The organism is Arthrobacter sp. TB 26, from assembly GCF_000427315.1.
Classification (GTDB): domain Bacteria; phylum Actinomycetota; class Actinomycetes; order Actinomycetales; family Micrococcaceae; genus Arthrobacter.
Map to the genome: position 1 here is coordinate 1 of NZ_AUPJ01000102.1, position 15,509 is coordinate 15,509.

The window sequence follows — 15,509 nt, forward strand, 5'->3', positions numbered from 1 at the left end:
ATGGTCCGGTTTCCGGGGTCAGGCCGGGAGGGCGTGCCGGGGCTTTAGGAGTTCCTGTTCCTGGCCCGCTTGCGGTTGCCCAGGAGGAGGATGCCGGCCAGTGCAGCGATGACGGCTGCCGCGATGCCCAGCGTCAGCAGCGCGTTGTCGTTGTTGGGTGGTGCGGCCCGTTCGTACTCGGTGGTGGCCGCGGCGGATGTCGGGGTCGGTGCCGGGGTCGGTGCCGGCGAAGGTGCCGCCGATGCGGTTCGGTCAGGGTCCTGAACCGTGTAGGAGTAACTTCCGTCGATCGGGTGTCCGTCGGAGGAAACGGCCCGCCACAGCACTTTGTGAGGCCCGTTGGCGCCGGGGGCGACCGTGGTGGAAATCGTGGCGCCGGTGACGGTCACTTTCCCGTCGCTGAGCGTTTTTCCCTCGCCGTCGGTAACGGTGATGACGCTGAGGTTCAAGCTTTCCGAATCGGTCGGCGGCTTCGAGAGGGTGAGCGAGACCGTCCTCGGCGCGGAGGTCACGGTAGCGTCCGCGGCCGGGGTCGTGGACTGAAGGGCGTCGTGGGCCAGGGCCGGTCCTGCGGCAACCGCCGGGATAAGGAGCCCGGCGGCCAGTGCCAGGCCAAGACGGACGCGTTGTTTTTGGATCAGGTTCATAGTGGGGTCTTCAATTCTGGATCGTCGGAGAATGGCTGGCAGGGCCGCATGGCGGCCGACCCCCAGCGGCGGTCCCCGTGCCGACACCTGCCCTAGTGCTGCCACCCTCCGCGCGGGCCGTCTGCCGCCGATGACGGCCAGGCGCAACACTGGCGGCATAGCCCCCGGAATTAGTGGCTTAATCAGGATCCGCAGCCACGCCGCCACTGCCCACAACGATGCCTCGGTCCGGGCGAGCATAAGGGCGGTGGCAAGCGTGGCCAGAACGTGCAGGCCAAGCATTGCAGCGGCGGGATCCGCGGCCGGCATGACCCGAAGGGCGGCGTCAGGACCGGGGGCGGGAAGGATCTGTCCGTAGTGCGCGTGGGCCGCCGGCCGAGCGACCGCTCCCGCCGGACCGGACAAGGCAGAGAATGCCTGGTGGAGGGCGAATTGTCCCGCAAGGAGATATCCGGCAAGTACCGGGGCAGTCATTCTGGCACCGGTCAAGGGTGCCGCGGCCAAAGTCGTCAGCGCTGCCAGCGCGGCGAGGACCGGCGGCGTCGGCAGTTCCCCGCCGGCGAAAACATGCGCAGTCGCCGCAAGGGAAAGAACGGTTCCCGCGACGGCAAGGGTCCGCGGGATCCGCAACGGGGCGCGCGCAAGATTCACAGTGCCGGGCTCCTTCGTTAAGCGGCAGATTCTACGTTACGTAGAAACTATGGCCCCGGGCGCGGCCGCCGCCCGCCGTGCCCGGTCGGGGGACCTATTTGGTGGCGTCGGTGAGTTTCTGGCGAAACTGTTCTTCGGTGTTAAGGACGAGTTTTTCGCCGTTGAGGAAGAACGTGGGCGTCCCGGTCACGCCCAGGGCCCTGCCGTCGGCGACGTCTTTACGGATCCTGTCGATGGTTTTCTCGTCCGCTACGGCGGCGTCATACTTAGTCAGGTCCAGTCCCAGTTCCTGTGCGAAGGTCCTGAACAGGGGTGCCTGGGAGTCCTGGCTTTCGCCCCACTGGGGCTGGGTTTCGAACATCTTGGCATACATCTGCTCGTACTGGCCCTGCTGAGCGGCAGCTTCCACGGCCAGGGCCGAGGTGCCGGAGTTCCGGTGTCCCGGGAGCGGGAAGTACCGGTTCACGAACGTGATCCGGTCTCCGTACTCTTCCTTGAGTTCCTCGACGAGGGGGTAGGCGGCGCGGCAGGACTCACATTCGAAGTCCAGGAACTCCACCAGCTGGGCTTTCTCCGTCACAGGTGAGGTGACGCGGTGGCTGTCCTCGCGGACCAGCTCCGCGGACGCCGCCGGGGCCGGGGGTGCCGGTGCCGGTTTGGTGGTGGTGAAGACCGCGTACCAGATCACGGCTGCGGCGACGATGACACCGAGCAGGATCCAGATCACGAGGCGGGCCTTCTTCGCCGGGTCTCTCGGTGCGGGGGCGGGTTTCGTGGGTGTCTGTGTCATTAGTGCGGGATGCTTTCCTGGTCGCGGTGGGCGGCGGGTTCGATTTGGAAGGTGGAGTGTTCGACGCTGACGTCGAAGTGTTCGGCTACGCAGCGCTGCAGCTCGGCGAGGATGGTGGCGGCATGGCCGTCGGTCATGCACGTGTCTTCGACGGTGACGTGGGCCGAGAGGACCGGGGTTCCGGAGGCTACGAGGGAGGCGTGCAGGTCGTGGACGTCGATGACGTGCGGCAGCGCCAGGATGTGCTCGCGGACTTCTGCCATGTCCAGTCCCTGGGGTGCGTTTTCCATCAGCACGTTGACGGTGTCGCGGAGCAGCTTGAGCGTGCGGGGAATGATCAGGACGCCGATGAACAGCGAGACGACGGCGTCCGCCTGGACCCAGCCGGTCACGGCGATGATGATGGCCGCGACGATCACGGCCACGGACCCGAGCGCGTCATTGAGCACTTCCAGGAACGCGGCCTTCATATTGAAGTTGTGGTTCCGGCCCGAGGCCAGAACGATCAGGCCGATGACATTACCGGCCAGGCCGATGATGCCGAACCACAGCATCGTGTCTCCGCCAACCTCCGGAGGATCGAAGAGCCGCCGTATCCCCTCAACGATGACGAAGCCGCCGACACCGAGCAGCAGCGCGGCTTGGCCCGCTGCGGCGATAATTTCGGCCCGTTTGTAGCCCCACGTCCGTTTTGATGTGGCCGGTTTCAGCGCCAGTGACGCGGCGATGAGCGCGATCAGCAAACCGGTGGAATCCGTGAACATGTGGCCGGCATCGGCCAGCAGCGCCAGGCTGCCGGCAAGGACAGCACCGATGATCTCCGCGATCATGACCGCAAATGTGATGGAGAAAACGATGATCAGCTTTCCGCGGTTGCTGCCTCCGGCGGCGCCGTGGTCATGATCATGACCGCTCATCGGGCCACGTCCATCAGGGGTTCGTGGCCGGTCAGTGGGGCTACCTTGTCCTGGGGGCAGTCGGGCTCGGCGCAGCTGCAGATAGGGTCGACGGTCAGGATGGTACCAAGCAGGTCTTCGAGGGCGTGCGCCAGACGCGGGTCCGAGAGGCGGTAGTGGATCCGCCGTCCGGCGGGGTCCCCGACAACCAGGCCGCAGTCGCGCAGGCACGCCAGGTGGTTGGAGAGGATCTGGCGGCTGACCCCAATCCGGTCGGCGAGGTCTGACGGGCAGGCCGGGCCGGACTTCAGTTCGAGCAGGATTGCTGCCCGGGTCGGGTCGGCCAGTGCCTTGCCGAAGCGTGCCAGAACGTCAATTGTGGACAGTATGCGCATATCCGGAATGATACAGAGATTTCTGGATTCAGAGCATTTGGTGTTCTGTCCGGCGGTCAACCCGGCGTCACTGCGAACGGACCGGAGTGCGCTACTTGCCTCGATCATGGGCCCGGGCCGTGGTGCTGCTGCGTTCCTCCAGGCGGGCGAGCATGGCGTTGTAGGCAGTCAGGTCCGCGTCCTGGTTCCGGGCGGCGGCCCGGTCGGTACGGCGGGTCTCACGGGCATCAGATCGTGACCACATGACCGCCACGCCCAGGGCAATCAGCAGCGTGGGGACCTCGCCGATACCCCAGGTAATGGCACCGGCCATTTGCTGGTCCTCCAGGGCCGGCAGCCCCCAGTCCCGCCCCAGCCCGGTGAACCAGTCCGGCTGGATCAGTGTGGTGGATCCCATCAGGGTCACGCCAAAGAAGGCGTGGAAGGCCATGGTTGCCAGCAGCAGCAGCAGCCGCAGCGGGTAGGGTGCGCGGACCGGGACGGGGTCCGTGCCGATCATGGACAGGACAAAGAGGTAGCCGGTGAGCACGAAGTGGACCGTCATAAGTTCGTGCCCGACGTGCTCGCGGAGGGCGAAGCCGAACGCGTCCGAGTAGTAAAAGAGCACGATGGATCCGGCGAAGTTGGCAGCAACGAACAAAGGGTGGGTCACGATGGCGGCCACCCGGGAATGGACCAGAATCATGATCCATTCCCTGGGGCCGCGGGAACCGTCATGCCGTGGGGCCAGTGTCCGGAGCGCCAGGGTGACCGGGGATCCGAGGACGAGGAACACCGGAACAACCATGGTCAGAGCCATGTGGTCCAGCATGTGGGCGCTGAACAGTATCCGGCCGTAAACGGACGGTCCGCCGGAGGTGAAGAATACCAGCGCGGTCAGGCCGGTCAGCCACAGGAGCGTCCGTGCCCACGGCCACGTGTCACCGCGGACCCGGAGGCGCCGCGCCGCCCGCAGGTACAGGTACGCGCCGGTCACGGCCACTGCGATCCAGAGCCAGTCCGGCCGCCAGACGGTGAACCACCGCTCTGCAGTCAGCTCCGGGGGCAGCAGGTAGCCGGTGAGGATTTCCGCCGGCGTCAGGGCCGGACGGACGTCCTCTCCCCCGGGCGGAGGCGTCCGGCTCAGCGCCGCGGCGAGGCCGCTGACCGCGCCCATGATCAGAAGCTCCACGACGACGAAGCGCCACAGCAGCCGGGTGTTTGTCCCGGTGTCGGATTTCAGGGCCAGCCCGGGAATCAGGCGTCGGCGGTGCAGGAAGCCGACGGCGCCCAGGACGAGGGTGGCAGCGGTTTTGCCCAGGAGGAGGACGCCGTAGGGCGAGGCCAGCCCAGCAGGAAAATCGATGCGGATGGCGGCGTTGATGAGGCCCGAGGCGACCACGAGGATAAAAGCGAAACCGGCCAGTGCGGAAAACCGTTCCAGGACCGCCGCGGTGTCCTTGCCAAAGGCCGTCCCTCCGACCGCCAGCGCAATCAGCCCACCCAGCCAGAGGCACACGCCCACCAGGTGGAGGCCCAATGAGTTGATGGCCTGTTCGTGGTCGGTGCCGCCGGCGGCATGACCGATCAGGATCATGGGAAGGAGCCCGGCCAGGGCCAGCAGCGCCGCAGCGGCCAGCCCGCCGCGGGAGCGGAGACCGAAAGTCAGCGTCGATACCGACGCGGAAATGATGACCACCCACAGCCACGCGGTCCCGGTGGGCAGCTCCGTGACGTAGGAGGCCAGCTGGGAGGCGTATTCGCTGCTCCCGGACACGGGAATTCCGGTGATGTCCGAGAAGCTGAATACCAGAACGGCCATGGCGGACAATGCCCAGAGCGCGCTGGCCGTCGAGGCCAGCAACATGATGCGGGTGAATGCCGGATGCTCCTGTGCCGGAGCACGGTCCTGTTCCTTCCGCCCGGGGGTGCTGCGTCCCGGGCTCCGCATCGCCGGCGGGATGATGGAGGCGGCGAACACGAGGGCGCCGATGGTTGCGGCGGCGGCGGTGTTGTGGAGGGTCTGCGCGATGCCGTAGCCCCAACGGACCAGGGCCCCCGGGTCCCGGGTTTCCGGGGGCAACGTACCCCTGCCGTATGCAGTGGCCGCCAGGACAGCCGTCACGGCGATGACACCGGCGACAGCGAGCCACACCAGCCGTGGCGAGACCGTCGGGGCGTTGGCGGGGGCTTTCAGCGCCACAAGAGATCCTTAAAGACGTGGTCCGGAACCTGCTGCCGGGATGCGGAAGCGGGCGGTGCCGGCGCGCTGCCGTGCCCCACCAGAATATCTGTAGAGTTGTTCACACGTTAATTGGAGACCCGAGGGTGGTTCCCCGCCGTGGTGTAAATGCGAAGCATTAGCAGTAGAGGTAATCTTGACGAATGACCCGAAGCTCACAGCCGCCGGCGCCTGCCGGCCAGGTCAGCGAATGCTCCCTGCGCCTGGTGGATGCCGACAAAGTGGAACAGGTCCGCTCCAGGATGCCGGAGGAGGCCGACGTGGCGGATTTGGCGGTCGTCTTCGGCCTGCTCTCGGATCCGGGGCGGGTCCGGATCCTTATCGCCTTGCTCGAAGGCGAAATGTGCGTGTGCGATCTGGCCGCCACCACCGGCCTGAGCGAATCGGGTGTCTCACATGCCCTGCGGCTGCTGCGCGGACCACGCGTGGTGACGGTCCGGCGTGCCGGCAGGATGGCCTATTACTCGCTGGCGGACTCCCACGTCCGCATGCTCCTGGACCTTGGCTTGACCCATGTCGGGCACACCGGGCGGGACAGGCTGCAAATGGCCGCCGGCCGCTAGCACCCGGGCAGCCTACCCGTCCCGCCCCCGGCCGGAATCTAACGGCATGATGTCCGAACCTGAGATTGACGGTCCTGTCTGGATCCCGACGCTGCCTCCCTCGCTGGCCGAGTACCTCGCTCCCAACCTGCAGCCCGTCCCGCTGATACCGGCCCTGGCTATGCTCGCGGCGCTGCTTTACCTCGCCGGTGCCGTCAGCCTGTGGCGGCAGGGGCGGCGCTGGTCGCCCGTTCGCACCGCCTCCTTCCTGACCGGCTGCCTGGCCCTCATCGTGGTCATGGGCGCAGGGATCGAAGGCTACGGGCTGCGTATGTTCTCGATATTCATGTTCCAGCAGCTGACGCTGATGATGGCCGTGCCGCCGCTGCTGGTGATCGGTTCACCCGGGACCCTGCTGCTGCGGGCAACACCCCACCGCGGGGCGGGCCGGGTGATCCTGCGCGCCGCGATCTGGGGTCTTCGCTCCCGCTTGGGACGGTTGGCGATCCACCCTGCTTTCATGGTTCCGCTGTTTCTGCTCAGCTTCTATGGCGTGTACTTCTCCGGCATCGCGGACCTCCTCCTACCCAGCTGGTACGGTCACGTCGGTCTCGAGCTGCTGTTCCTGGCTGCCGGAATCCTGTTCACGGTTCCGCTGATCTCGGCGGATCCGCTGCCCGAACGCCAGAGTCATTTCGGGCGGATGATCGACATGTTCGCCGAAATGCCGCTGCACGCGTTCTTCGGGGTCGTTCTCATGATGGCCACCACGCCGATGATCGACTTCTTCTCGATGTCTCCCCCGCAATGGAACATAGATCCAATAACGGACCAGGGGGTCGCCGGCGGCCTGGCCTGGTCCTACGGGGAACTGCCCGGAGTCCTGATGCTCATTTTCATCATGGTCCGCTGGCAGCGGGATGAGGCCAGGGGGTGGGTCCGCGCGGAGCGGGCCGCTGCCAGGGAGGGCACCCCGGAGTTGGATGCCTATAACGACTACCTCCAGCAGCTGGCCAGCCGGCCGGAACGTCGCCGGTGATACTGAATGCCGGGGCGGGCGGCCAGACCGTCTTTTCCGGGCAGAAACAGCGGCCGCGGCGCGTTAGGCTCCGGCGGCTGCCCCGGTAATCAGCGCCTTCACGGTGCCCTTTTGGAAGCCCAGGATCCGGGGGCCGCCCCGACCCTGATTGTCCAGGACAAGGTCCTGGGAAGGCCCGCGGAGGGACAAGCCGCGTCAATGACAGCAGGATGCCGCCGTCACTGTCATCAAAGCCGGGCAGCCCACGGAGACGGTCCGCTCGAAGGCCACGCCGTCCGCGCGTCGCTGCGGGAAATTTGACCGAATCACCTGATCGTATGAAGATATTCACAGTCATGTGGTTCTACCGGCTGTAGAAAAAAGATTGCAGCAGCTGGCCGAAGTGCGGTGTTGAATTGTCACAGAATTGTAACGGAAGGCCTTTGGCTGTAACGTGATTCAGAATTTGCTGTACTAAAGCTTCGGAGACCGCTTCCCGGGCAGGGTGCCTGCCACGGGTTACGCATAAGCGTGCGCGATTCGGCGCCCCGTGGCAGCGTTACTTGCCGCGGCCGTCGGTCGCAGGCGACCCGAAAGGATCCCCATGCCAGTCCCTTCCCGCCGCGGACGCCGCATGGCGACACGGAACGACCGCCGGCGCCACCGGGCCGAACCTGCCGCGACAGGCCGCGACTTCACAAGGGGCGCCGAACCCAGGCCCGTTGGCCGCGGGTGGATCCCCGGCGTGTCAGCGTTGGCGGCAGCCGTGCTCCTCGCCACGGGCCTCCCTGCCGCCCACGCCCAGCTCGGACATGAAATATCCGGACCTGCAGCTGCGCAGGTGGCACCCGAGATAGCAGACCCGGCCGTCGAAGCATCCGCTGCGGCCACCGTCACCTTCCCCAGGACAGATGTCACCACCATCGCCGCGCCCGCCCAAGTAGAGGCAGTTGTGTCCTCGGCCCCGGCTTCCAAGGGCCTGGGCGCTCCCCTGGCCACCATGTCTGTCACCTCTCCTTTCGGGCTCCGCACCAACCCCATCACGGGCGGACCCGGGGAATTGCACACTGGCCTGGACCTGCAGGCAGCATGCCGGACGGCCGTCTTCTCCGCCGGAGCGGGCACGGTCGTGGAGGCCGGCTGGTCCCCCAATGGCGGCGGCAACCGGATCGTAATAGAGCACGGCAACGGCATGAAAAGCACCTATAACCACCTGTCTTCCATCGAGACAACCATCGGGGCTGTCGTGGCCCGAGGTCAGAGGCTGGCCGGAGCCGGAACGACAGGCAACTCCACCGGCTGCCACCTCCACTTCGAAGTCGTGCGCAACGGGCTCACCGTCGACCCCCGAGGCTGGATATAACCATGACCGACAACTGGTGCGAACCACGCGCCGGGACGCCGCGAATGCCTCCGGCAGGAACAGCGGGGCTTCGCCCCAAACGCCTCTGGATTATCCTCGTGGCCGTCACACTCCTCACCGCCGCAGCCTTCTTCGCCATCGGCCGGCTGTCCGCCGGACCCAAGGCCGTGCCGGACACCGGACCGGACGCCGGATTTGCCCGCGACATGCAGGCACACCACGCCCAAGCCGTTGAGATGGCCCTGTTGATCCGGGACAAATCGGCCAACGAGGAAATCCGGGCCATCGCCTACGACATCGCCACCACCCAACAGCACCAGAACGGCCAAATGTTTGCCTGGCTCCAGGACTGGGGTCTGTCCCCGTCAGGACCGACGCCGCCGATGGCGTGGATGCGGGCAGGAGACGGCACCCATCAGGGCGCCACGCACACCGGGCCGGGCGCCGCCGAAGGAACCATGGAAGGGGTGGCCACGCCCGACCAGATGAAGGCACTGCGCAACGCGGCCGGGCCCGAAGCCGACCGGCTCTTCACGGACCTGATGATCCGGCACCATCAGGGCGGGGTCGCCATGGCCACGGCCGCCGTAGGACTCGCCGAGACCGCCCGCGTCAAAGACTTCGCCGCCCGGATCCTGGAAGCCCAGACCGCGGAAATCACCGCCCTTCAAGAGCTGCGCGCCAGACTCTAACCATTCATTCCCAAGAAAGCGAGAGAGCCCCCATGGCTGCACCGAGGAAGACGTCCGAGGAACGCACCGCGATTCTCAAGGCGCTGCAGGCAAAGCAGCGCGCTGCCCGGAGACGCCGGGCCTGGCTGATCTACGGCACCGGCGCGGTGCTGGTCGGCTCCATCATCGCGGCGGTGACCTTCGTGGTCGTCGGCGAGGTCCGGCAGCGCGAAGAGACCAAGGCAGCGGCTTCCCGTCCGGTGGAAGGCGAGCAGGACTACCCCGACCAGTCCAGGAACCACACCCGCGAACCCGTCAGCTACCCGCGGACCCCTGCCACGGGCGGGGACCACGCACCGGTATGGACGAACTGCGGCATCTACACAACCCCTGTTGAGCAGACCCAGGCCGTGCACTCCCTCGAGCACGGCGCCGTGTGGCTCTCCTACCGGCCGGATCTGGCAAAAGACCAGATCGCAGAGCTAACCGGCATCGCCGGCACGCAGGATTACCTCCTGCTCAGCCCGGTCACCGACCAGGCCTCCCCGGTGACCGCCACCGCCTGGGGAAAACAGCTCTCCGTCGACAACGCGGAAGACGAGCGTCTGGCGGCCTTCATCACGAGGTACCGACAAGGCCCCCAAACCCCTGAGCCCGGCGCCGTTTGCACCGGCGGCGTCCAGGGCTGACCCGAAACGCTTCACCCAGCTAACTGCGCCGTCGGGGAAAGCAGCCGCAACCAGAACCATCTACGGGCAGAGACCGCGCCGAGCCCCTATGACGGCGTAGTCGACGCCATTGCAGACGAGATGGATAGCCGAAACCTCATCGCGTCGTTGGCATGCTTATCGGCGCTGCGAATTGAGCGGGCCCTACGGGCCGGCGGACAGCCGGACGTCGGGGAACCAGCCCGCTGGTGCCATCTTTGGTTCCAGGTGTTCGGGGTCGCGATGTTCTTTCAGATCGCAGTTGTAAAAGGGTCCCTGTGGGTCCAAGAGGACTCTCATGTGGTGGTCTGCGTGGTCGCGCCACCAGACGCTCATGCCGGTGGCCGGGTCGAGGCGTAGGTGCTCCCAGGAACGCCAGAGCGCCGCGACACGTGAGACCGCTTCGGGGTGGAAGTACCACTCGATGCACCACTTCGCGGACTTCCCCGTGACGCTGCGGACGTATGTCGGCAGCAGCTGCTCGTGAAGGAACTCTTCGGCCGTGCCGTAGACGAGCTCCGGTTCCTTCTCCGGCTTGCCGTCCTCGCTATTGCCGGGATTGGGCGCGGGCGTGTCCGTGTCGAACAGTCCGAAATCATCTGCCATGGCTGATTGCTTCCTTACCCGGTGACCCAGGGATTAGCGACCGGAGCGGAGGGCACCAGGACGGCCTCCGGTTCCTCCGGGTGGGGGCTGCACTTCTTGATGGACGCCTCCACGGCGTCCTTGTGCCGGCCGGTGTACCAGGGAATGGTCCGGACCAATGTGGCGGGTGCGCCGGAAGCCAGGACCACGGCGCGGCCACGGTCCAGCTCCGCCAGGTTGGAGACATCGAAGATTCGCTCCTTGCCCTCCTGCCGGGAACGGCTGGAGCCGGACTTACCGGAGGAGACGGAGACGTTGGTATAGCTGTAGTCCCCGATCAGGTCCGAGAGCGCCCGGAGGAAACCTTCTTCAGCGACGCCGCCACCGTAGACCTTGACGTTCGCGGCCGACCAGATTTTCCGCATGTTCGCCTCGCCCCAGAGTTCGACGCCCTGGGACCAGGACTGCAGGATGCCCATGACGATCAGGCCCTTGGACCCGTAGTGGCTGAACTGATCCGGCAGGGCTGCCCAGCGGACGACGTTGGCCAACTCATCGAGGGCGAACAGCGCAGGCTTGGGCAGACGGCCGCCGCTGCGCTCGGCCCGTTCCTCCATCGCCTCAGCGATCGCCACCGTCAACGCTGTGGTGAGCGGGGACGCTGAGCCGGCCCCTTCCTTGGAGAGGATGTAGATCGTCTCCTGCGAGGCAGCGAAAGCGTGCGGATTGAACTGCCGGCGGGCATCCGTGGCCACCGTCGCTCCTCCCATGGGTGCGACCCAGCGCAGCGTGTTTCTGGACTTGAGGCACTGGATCATCTTCTCGGCGGTGCCGAAGATACCGTCGCGCTGTTTGTCGGCCAGCTCCAGCGTGGACTCCAGGCCCTTGTACTGCAGCTCGTAGTCATGCTCTTTCAGGATGTTGATCGGTTCCCGGTTCACCTGCTCCGTCACCCACAGGTAGACCTGCGTGATGGGAAGTTCACCGAGCGCGGCCGCGAGGAAGTACGAGGAGAGGATGTCTTCGGCTTTGGGGTCGAAGTAGGCATCGGGCTTGGACCCCGGGACCCTCGACCCGACTGAAAAGTGCTGCGTGAGCTTGTACGCCTTCTCTTCGTCGGTGACATAGGAGAGCGGGTTCCACCACCACTGTGCTTCTTCCTGGGCGATCTTCTGCGGATCGAACACCCACACGGGGCCGGTTGCCTCGCGGACGCCGCGGGTGCCGTCCACCACGTCGCGCTTGTTCGAGGTCGACACCACAGCACCCGGTGCGTCCAGGATCGCGGGCATCACCCGTGAGGTGGACTTACCGGTCCGGGGACCCCAGATATCGAGGCTGAGGTCTTCCCAGGACTGAATGAACGTCTGGCCGGTGGAGACGACCTTGCCCACCACGATGCCCGGCGTTCCTGTCACGCCCAGCCGATCCGCCGTCGCTTTCGCGCCCTTCTCGGAGAATGCAGCCAAGGACTTCCCTCGACCCAGGTACCGGGCGGCCTTATCTACCCGGGCACGCTTGGAGGCACCCTTCTTCCAGGCCACGAGCACGACGATGGCCAGGATCAGGACCACGCCGGCCATGAGGGCGGCCGCGACGGTGGACTGGACGGGCCACGGCACGCGGCCCTTGACCAGCCCGGCGATCAGATCAATCGGATGCTTGGGGGGTGAGTCGATGCCGGCCATCCAGGATCCCAGGTGGGCGGCCGCGTAGGTCCCGCCGCCGAAGACGACGATGAAGCCGATGGCGAACCAGACCAGCAGGGCATCCCCGAGGCCCATTCCTTTGCGGTTCGGTGCGCTCACAGCGTGCCTCCTTCAAGGGGTACGTTAGGGGTCATTGGCTCGAGGAGGGTTTCCGGGGTTTCACGCCACTTTCCTTCGGTGTCGTTGACTCCATCCGGGCCTTGCTCCAAAGATGTCAGGCCCACCAGAACCGGGATCCCGGGCCGGCCGCCGACCTTGATCAGGAACTTCCCGCGTCCGGGGGGTTCGACGTCGAGGCCGCGGGAGTCCCAAGCGGGTGGGTCCTGCCAGGAGATGAGCTTCTGTTGCTCCTGCCGGGACAGCGGAATGGCCGAGGTCAGCAACGGCATTTCGGAGGCGGGGAGGCCGCCGCAGATCACCATGCCGGAGCGTTCCACGAAGCCGCGGGCTTTCATCCGGTCTTCTTCCGCCGGCAGCGCCAGCAGGTCGGACATGGTGTGGGAAATCATGATCTGTCCGACCCCCACGGAGCGGTTCAGCCGGGTCAGGGCGTCCACCCGGTCCACCATGCCTTTGCCGGCGCGCAGCGCCCGCCACAGCTCATCCAGGACGACGAAGTAGTTCCGGCGCGGTTCCAGACCGGCGTCCGCGAGTGCGTTTGCGACGTTGACGGTGCCGAAGCCGTAGGACCAGCACGCGAGCAGAATTGCAGCTTGGAGGTCGGTTTCGGTCTCGTCGATGCTGGAGACGTCGAAGACCACGGCGCGGTCGCGCATCATGGGGTTGGTGGTGTGCCGGGAGAAGATTTCTCCGAGCTTCCCGCCTCCGGTCAGCCCGAGCAGGGTTGCTTCCAGCGCGCGGGTTTCCTGCAGGTAGACATTCATGTCGCCGCGGTCCAGTGCAACCTGCCGCAGCTCATCGGGTGCGGAGATGATCACGTCCAGAAGGTCTTTCAGGACCGGAACACCGTCGAACCGGTCATCGAGGACCCGCAGGGCCCGGTCCAGGATGGTCTGTTCCTGATCGGTGGGCGGGTTGTTCCGGCTGATCGTGATCAGGGAGACAACCATGGTCAGGCGCCGGCCGTGCGCGTCGGCGCGGACCCGGGCGGCGTCCTCATGGTGGCCGCTGTCTTCGAGCAGCTGCGCCGCTTCGACGGCCTGTCCGGGATCGAGGATGTTCAGGTAGCCCACTCCCCGGCCGAGCTTGATGACCTGGCCGCCGAGTGCCTGGACGGCTTTGACGTGCTCGCCTTTGAGGTCCCCCAGGATCAGGGGGTGGACGCCCTGTGCGGAGAGTCCGATGAACATTCGGCGCACCACGGTGGACTTTCCCAGCCCCGGCTTGCCCAGGATGAACGCGGAAGGGTTGGAAATCAGGCGGGCGCGCTGGAACCAGCTGATCGGGTCGCAGCAGACCGTGGCCTGGGTTTCTTCGTGACGTCCGAGCGGGACGCCGATCATGGGCGAGGATGCCCCGGAGGAAAAAGGCCACAGCCCGCAGACCTGGACCGTGGTTCCCCGGTATTCCTTCACGGACGGGACGAGCTGGGCCATGCCGCCGCCGCGTCCGGTCCAGCCGCGGGCGCCTGGCCCGGTCTCACGGGGCTGCTTTTCGGACTTGTCCGTGGGCGCACCTTTTGCTGGCTTTACTGTCTTTGCAGTCATTGACGTCAAAAACTCCTTCAGGGCCATTTAGAGCGCATCCTTGATTTCGGTGGGCAGGAGGCTGTGCTTGGGAAGGACCAGACCCAGCGGCAGGGACGCGGCGAACGCCGTGTCCTGGGCGCCATAGGCCCGGCGCAGCAGCACCCGGGCAGTCCCGGAAGTCTGTTCCACCGCGGCCACGGCATCGGCGAGGCGTTCCTTATCGGTCACGGTGGCCGTGACGACCATGCCGAAGTTCACCAGCCCGGCGCCCTGAGCCTCCTCCTGCGCGGTCTGCACAGCGGAGCGGGCATCGACCAGGGCCCGGGCGGACGGGCGGTTCCCGGAGGTGATGCGGACGTTGGCGTTGTTCTGGTCCCGCTCCACCACGGCCGCGGCACGGGCCGAATCCATCGGGCGGTACAGCAATGAGATCCGCTTACGGTCAATGTCCCCGTGCGGGGCCAGCAGCCGGGACAGGACCGAGGAGTTCACCGACCCGCGCGGGGCACCTGTCATGGTCCATGAAACTGAGAACGCGCTGTCGTGCCGGTAGTCATCCCAGCTCGCCTGCGTCGCGGAGGGCCCAACTTCGCCCCAGGTCAGGGACACCGGGGAGCCGGCGGCGTGAGCTTCATCAATGATCAGGGCAGCGGGCGGATCGTAGGCGATCCGCACGACCTCGCAGAGTTCCTGCGCGGACATCGGACGGGCGATCCCGGCGCCGGTGGACTGCAGCCGGGCCGACAGGCCCGGGATCCGGGACGCGAGGTCACGGGCCACATCTTCAGGTGTGCGCTTCTTCGATCCGGCCCGCAGGGAGGCGTTGAAGGACAGGGACACCCAGGCCCGGACCGTGGCCGAACCTTCCGGATACGTGTTGATGACCTCGTTGAGCACGTTCTTGGCAAAATCCGGGGCATTCGGGTCGATGTTCATGGTGACCTCGTTGCGGAGCCGGTAGCCGGAATCCGGTGCGGTCTCGACCGTTACGGCGGCGGCGTCCAGGCCTGCTTCGTCTCCGAGGCCGGCGAGCCAGCCGCCCCAGTTCGCCACCCACGCATCGACCTGCTCCGGGTCCACCAGGGACGCGCCGTCGGGTTCGGTGGAGAAGATCACGGTGTAGTGGCTGGTGGACGGCACGTGCAGGAGTGCGAACGGGCGCTTGTAGGAGTCGGTGAATTCGTACAGGGTGGACTTCGCCGCGAGGCCGGGCAGCTGGTACATGCCCCACTCCGTCACACCGAGGGGGCCGGAACGGTAGAGATTCGTTCCGGAGGACTTGGAGAGCCGGAAGCTCATCCGTGTGCCGAAACGGTCAACAACGGACTGGCCGTGCTTGTCCTTGACCGTCAGCAACAGGGCACTGGCCCCGGCCACGGCCAGGACAGCAAGGCCCGGGAACAGGCCCCAGATGGCGAAGCTGATGATGCCCAGCAACAACCCGGCCATGACAATGCCGGTGCCGATAGCTCCGAGGTTGCCCAGCCCGGCAGAGCGCGGGACGCGCCAGTTGCCGTAGGACGGTTCCTTATATTCGGTATTAATTGCTGCCACTGGGGCCCTCCACTGTTTCTGATTGGCCGGTTGAATCCTGCGCGGTCTGTTGTGCGGCCTGAGAAACCCTGAACGTTGCTTGTGCTCCTACGGCGACGGCCATGCCAGCCG

At 66.3% G+C, this 15,509-nt stretch carries 14 protein-coding genes; 5 read left to right on the forward strand and 9 right to left on the reverse strand.

The window, feature by feature from the left end; translation table 11 throughout:
* Nucleotides 1-44: 44 nt before the first annotated feature.
* The 5 genes from K789_RS24360 to K789_RS0102940 form a co-directional block, all read right to left on the reverse strand.
* Nucleotides 45-1,298 carry a copper resistance CopC family protein gene (locus tag K789_RS24360; protein ID WP_084507200.1) on the reverse strand — a complete coding sequence of 418 codons (1,254 nt, stop codon included), beginning with the start codon at nucleotides 1,296-1,298 and terminating at the stop codon, nucleotides 45-47.
* A gap of 94 nt (nucleotides 1,299-1,392) precedes the next feature.
* A complete protein-coding gene (locus K789_RS0102925; protein ID WP_024365438.1) occupies nucleotides 1,393-2,088 on the reverse strand; it encodes a DsbA family protein in 696 nt (231 codons plus the stop codon).
* Nucleotides 2,088-3,005: a cation diffusion facilitator family transporter gene (locus tag K789_RS0102930; protein WP_024365439.1), complete on the reverse strand. Its 918-nt coding sequence runs from the start codon at nucleotides 3,003-3,005 to the stop codon at nucleotides 2,088-2,090. Before K789_RS0102930 ends, K789_RS0102925 begins: the two co-directional genes overlap by 1 nt.
* Complete coding sequence (locus K789_RS0102935; protein WP_024365440.1) at nucleotides 3,002-3,379, reverse strand: ArsR/SmtB family transcription factor; 378 nt, start codon at nucleotides 3,377-3,379, stop codon at nucleotides 3,002-3,004. Before K789_RS0102935 ends, K789_RS0102930 begins: the two co-directional genes overlap by 4 nt.
* 91 nt (nucleotides 3,380-3,470) lie before the next feature.
* The gene (locus K789_RS0102940) at nucleotides 3,471-5,561 is read right to left on the reverse strand and encodes a cytochrome c oxidase assembly protein (protein WP_024365441.1); all 2,091 of its coding nucleotides are present in this window, start codon (nucleotides 5,559-5,561) and stop codon (nucleotides 3,471-3,473) included.
* A gap of 182 nt (nucleotides 5,562-5,743) precedes the next feature.
* On the opposite strand from K789_RS0102940, the gene K789_RS0102945 reads away from it, so the two are divergent.
* The 5 genes from K789_RS0102945 to K789_RS0102970 all read left to right on the forward strand — a co-directional run bounded on the left by K789_RS0102945 (nucleotide 5,744) and on the right by K789_RS0102970 (nucleotide 9,883).
* Nucleotides 5,744-6,163, forward strand: a complete 420-nt coding sequence (locus tag K789_RS0102945; RefSeq protein ID WP_024365442.1) for an ArsR/SmtB family transcription factor — start codon at nucleotides 5,744-5,746, stop codon at nucleotides 6,161-6,163.
* Nucleotides 6,164-6,212: 49 nt separating this feature from the next.
* Nucleotides 6,213-7,181, forward strand: a complete 969-nt coding sequence (locus K789_RS0102950) for a cytochrome c oxidase assembly protein (RefSeq protein WP_024365443.1) — start codon at nucleotides 6,213-6,215, stop codon at nucleotides 7,179-7,181.
* Nucleotides 7,182-7,905: 724 nt separating this feature from the next.
* Nucleotides 7,906-8,523, forward strand: a complete 618-nt coding sequence (locus K789_RS0102960) for a M23 family metallopeptidase (RefSeq protein ID WP_237739493.1) — start codon at nucleotides 7,906-7,908, stop codon at nucleotides 8,521-8,523.
* A gap of 98 nt (nucleotides 8,524-8,621) precedes the next feature.
* Nucleotides 8,622-9,215 carry a DUF305 domain-containing protein gene (locus K789_RS0102965; RefSeq protein WP_024365445.1) on the forward strand — a complete coding sequence of 198 codons (594 nt, stop codon included), beginning with the start codon at nucleotides 8,622-8,624 and terminating at the stop codon, nucleotides 9,213-9,215.
* A gap of 32 nt (nucleotides 9,216-9,247) precedes the next feature.
* Nucleotides 9,248-9,883 (forward strand): DUF3105 domain-containing protein, encoded by a 636-nt coding sequence (locus K789_RS0102970; protein WP_024365446.1) that lies wholly within the window; start codon nucleotides 9,248-9,250, stop codon nucleotides 9,881-9,883.
* 183 nt (nucleotides 9,884-10,066) lie between these two features.
* On the opposite strand, the gene K789_RS0102975 is transcribed toward K789_RS0102970, so the two are convergent.
* Genes K789_RS0102975 through K789_RS0102990 form a run of 4 tightly spaced genes read right to left on the reverse strand, consistent with a single transcriptional unit; the run spans nucleotide 10,067 to nucleotide 15,398 of the window.
* Nucleotides 10,067-10,507, reverse strand: a complete 441-nt coding sequence (locus tag K789_RS0102975) for a DUF4913 domain-containing protein (protein ID WP_024365447.1) — start codon at nucleotides 10,505-10,507, stop codon at nucleotides 10,067-10,069.
* 14 nt (nucleotides 10,508-10,521) lie between these two features.
* A complete protein-coding gene (locus K789_RS0102980) occupies nucleotides 10,522-12,294 on the reverse strand; it encodes a type IV secretory system conjugative DNA transfer family protein (protein WP_024365448.1) in 1,773 nt (590 codons plus the stop codon).
* Nucleotides 12,291-13,862 carry an ATP/GTP-binding protein gene (locus K789_RS0102985; protein WP_237739494.1) on the reverse strand — a complete coding sequence of 524 codons (1,572 nt, stop codon included), beginning with the start codon at nucleotides 13,860-13,862 and terminating at the stop codon, nucleotides 12,291-12,293. The genes K789_RS0102980 and K789_RS0102985 overlap by 4 nt, the downstream gene beginning before the upstream one ends.
* Nucleotides 13,863-13,889: 27 nt before the next feature.
* Entirely contained in the window at nucleotides 13,890-15,398 is a 1,509-nt protein-coding gene (locus tag K789_RS0102990) for an SCO6880 family protein (protein ID WP_024365450.1), read from the reverse strand.
* Nucleotides 15,399-15,509: the final 111 nt, after the last annotated feature.

Excerpts from the sequence above, each read along its gene's own strand:
- K789_RS0102925 (WP_024365438.1), bottom strand. The coding sequence starts at position 2,088 with ATGACACAGACACCCACGAAACCCGCCCCCGCACCGAGAGACCCGGCG.
- K789_RS0102930 (WP_024365439.1), bottom strand. The coding sequence starts at position 3,005 with ATGAGCGGTCATGATCATGACCACGGCGCCGCCGGAGGCAGCAACCGC.
- K789_RS0102935 (WP_024365440.1), bottom strand. The coding sequence starts at position 3,379 with ATGCGCATACTGTCCACAATTGACGTTCTGGCACGCTTCGGCAAGGCA.
- K789_RS0102945 (WP_024365442.1), top strand. The coding sequence starts at position 5,744 with ATGACCCGAAGCTCACAGCCGCCGGCGCCTGCCGGCCAGGTCAGCGAA.
- K789_RS0102950 (WP_024365443.1), top strand. The coding sequence starts at position 6,213 with ATGTCCGAACCTGAGATTGACGGTCCTGTCTGGATCCCGACGCTGCCT.
- K789_RS0102970 (WP_024365446.1), top strand. The coding sequence starts at position 9,248 with ATGGCTGCACCGAGGAAGACGTCCGAGGAACGCACCGCGATTCTCAAG.
- K789_RS0102975 (WP_024365447.1), bottom strand. The coding sequence starts at position 10,507 with ATGGCAGATGATTTCGGACTGTTCGACACGGACACGCCCGCGCCCAAT.
- K789_RS0102985 (WP_237739494.1), bottom strand. The coding sequence starts at position 13,862 with ATGACTGCAAAGACAGTAAAGCCAGCAAAAGGTGCGCCCACGGACAAG.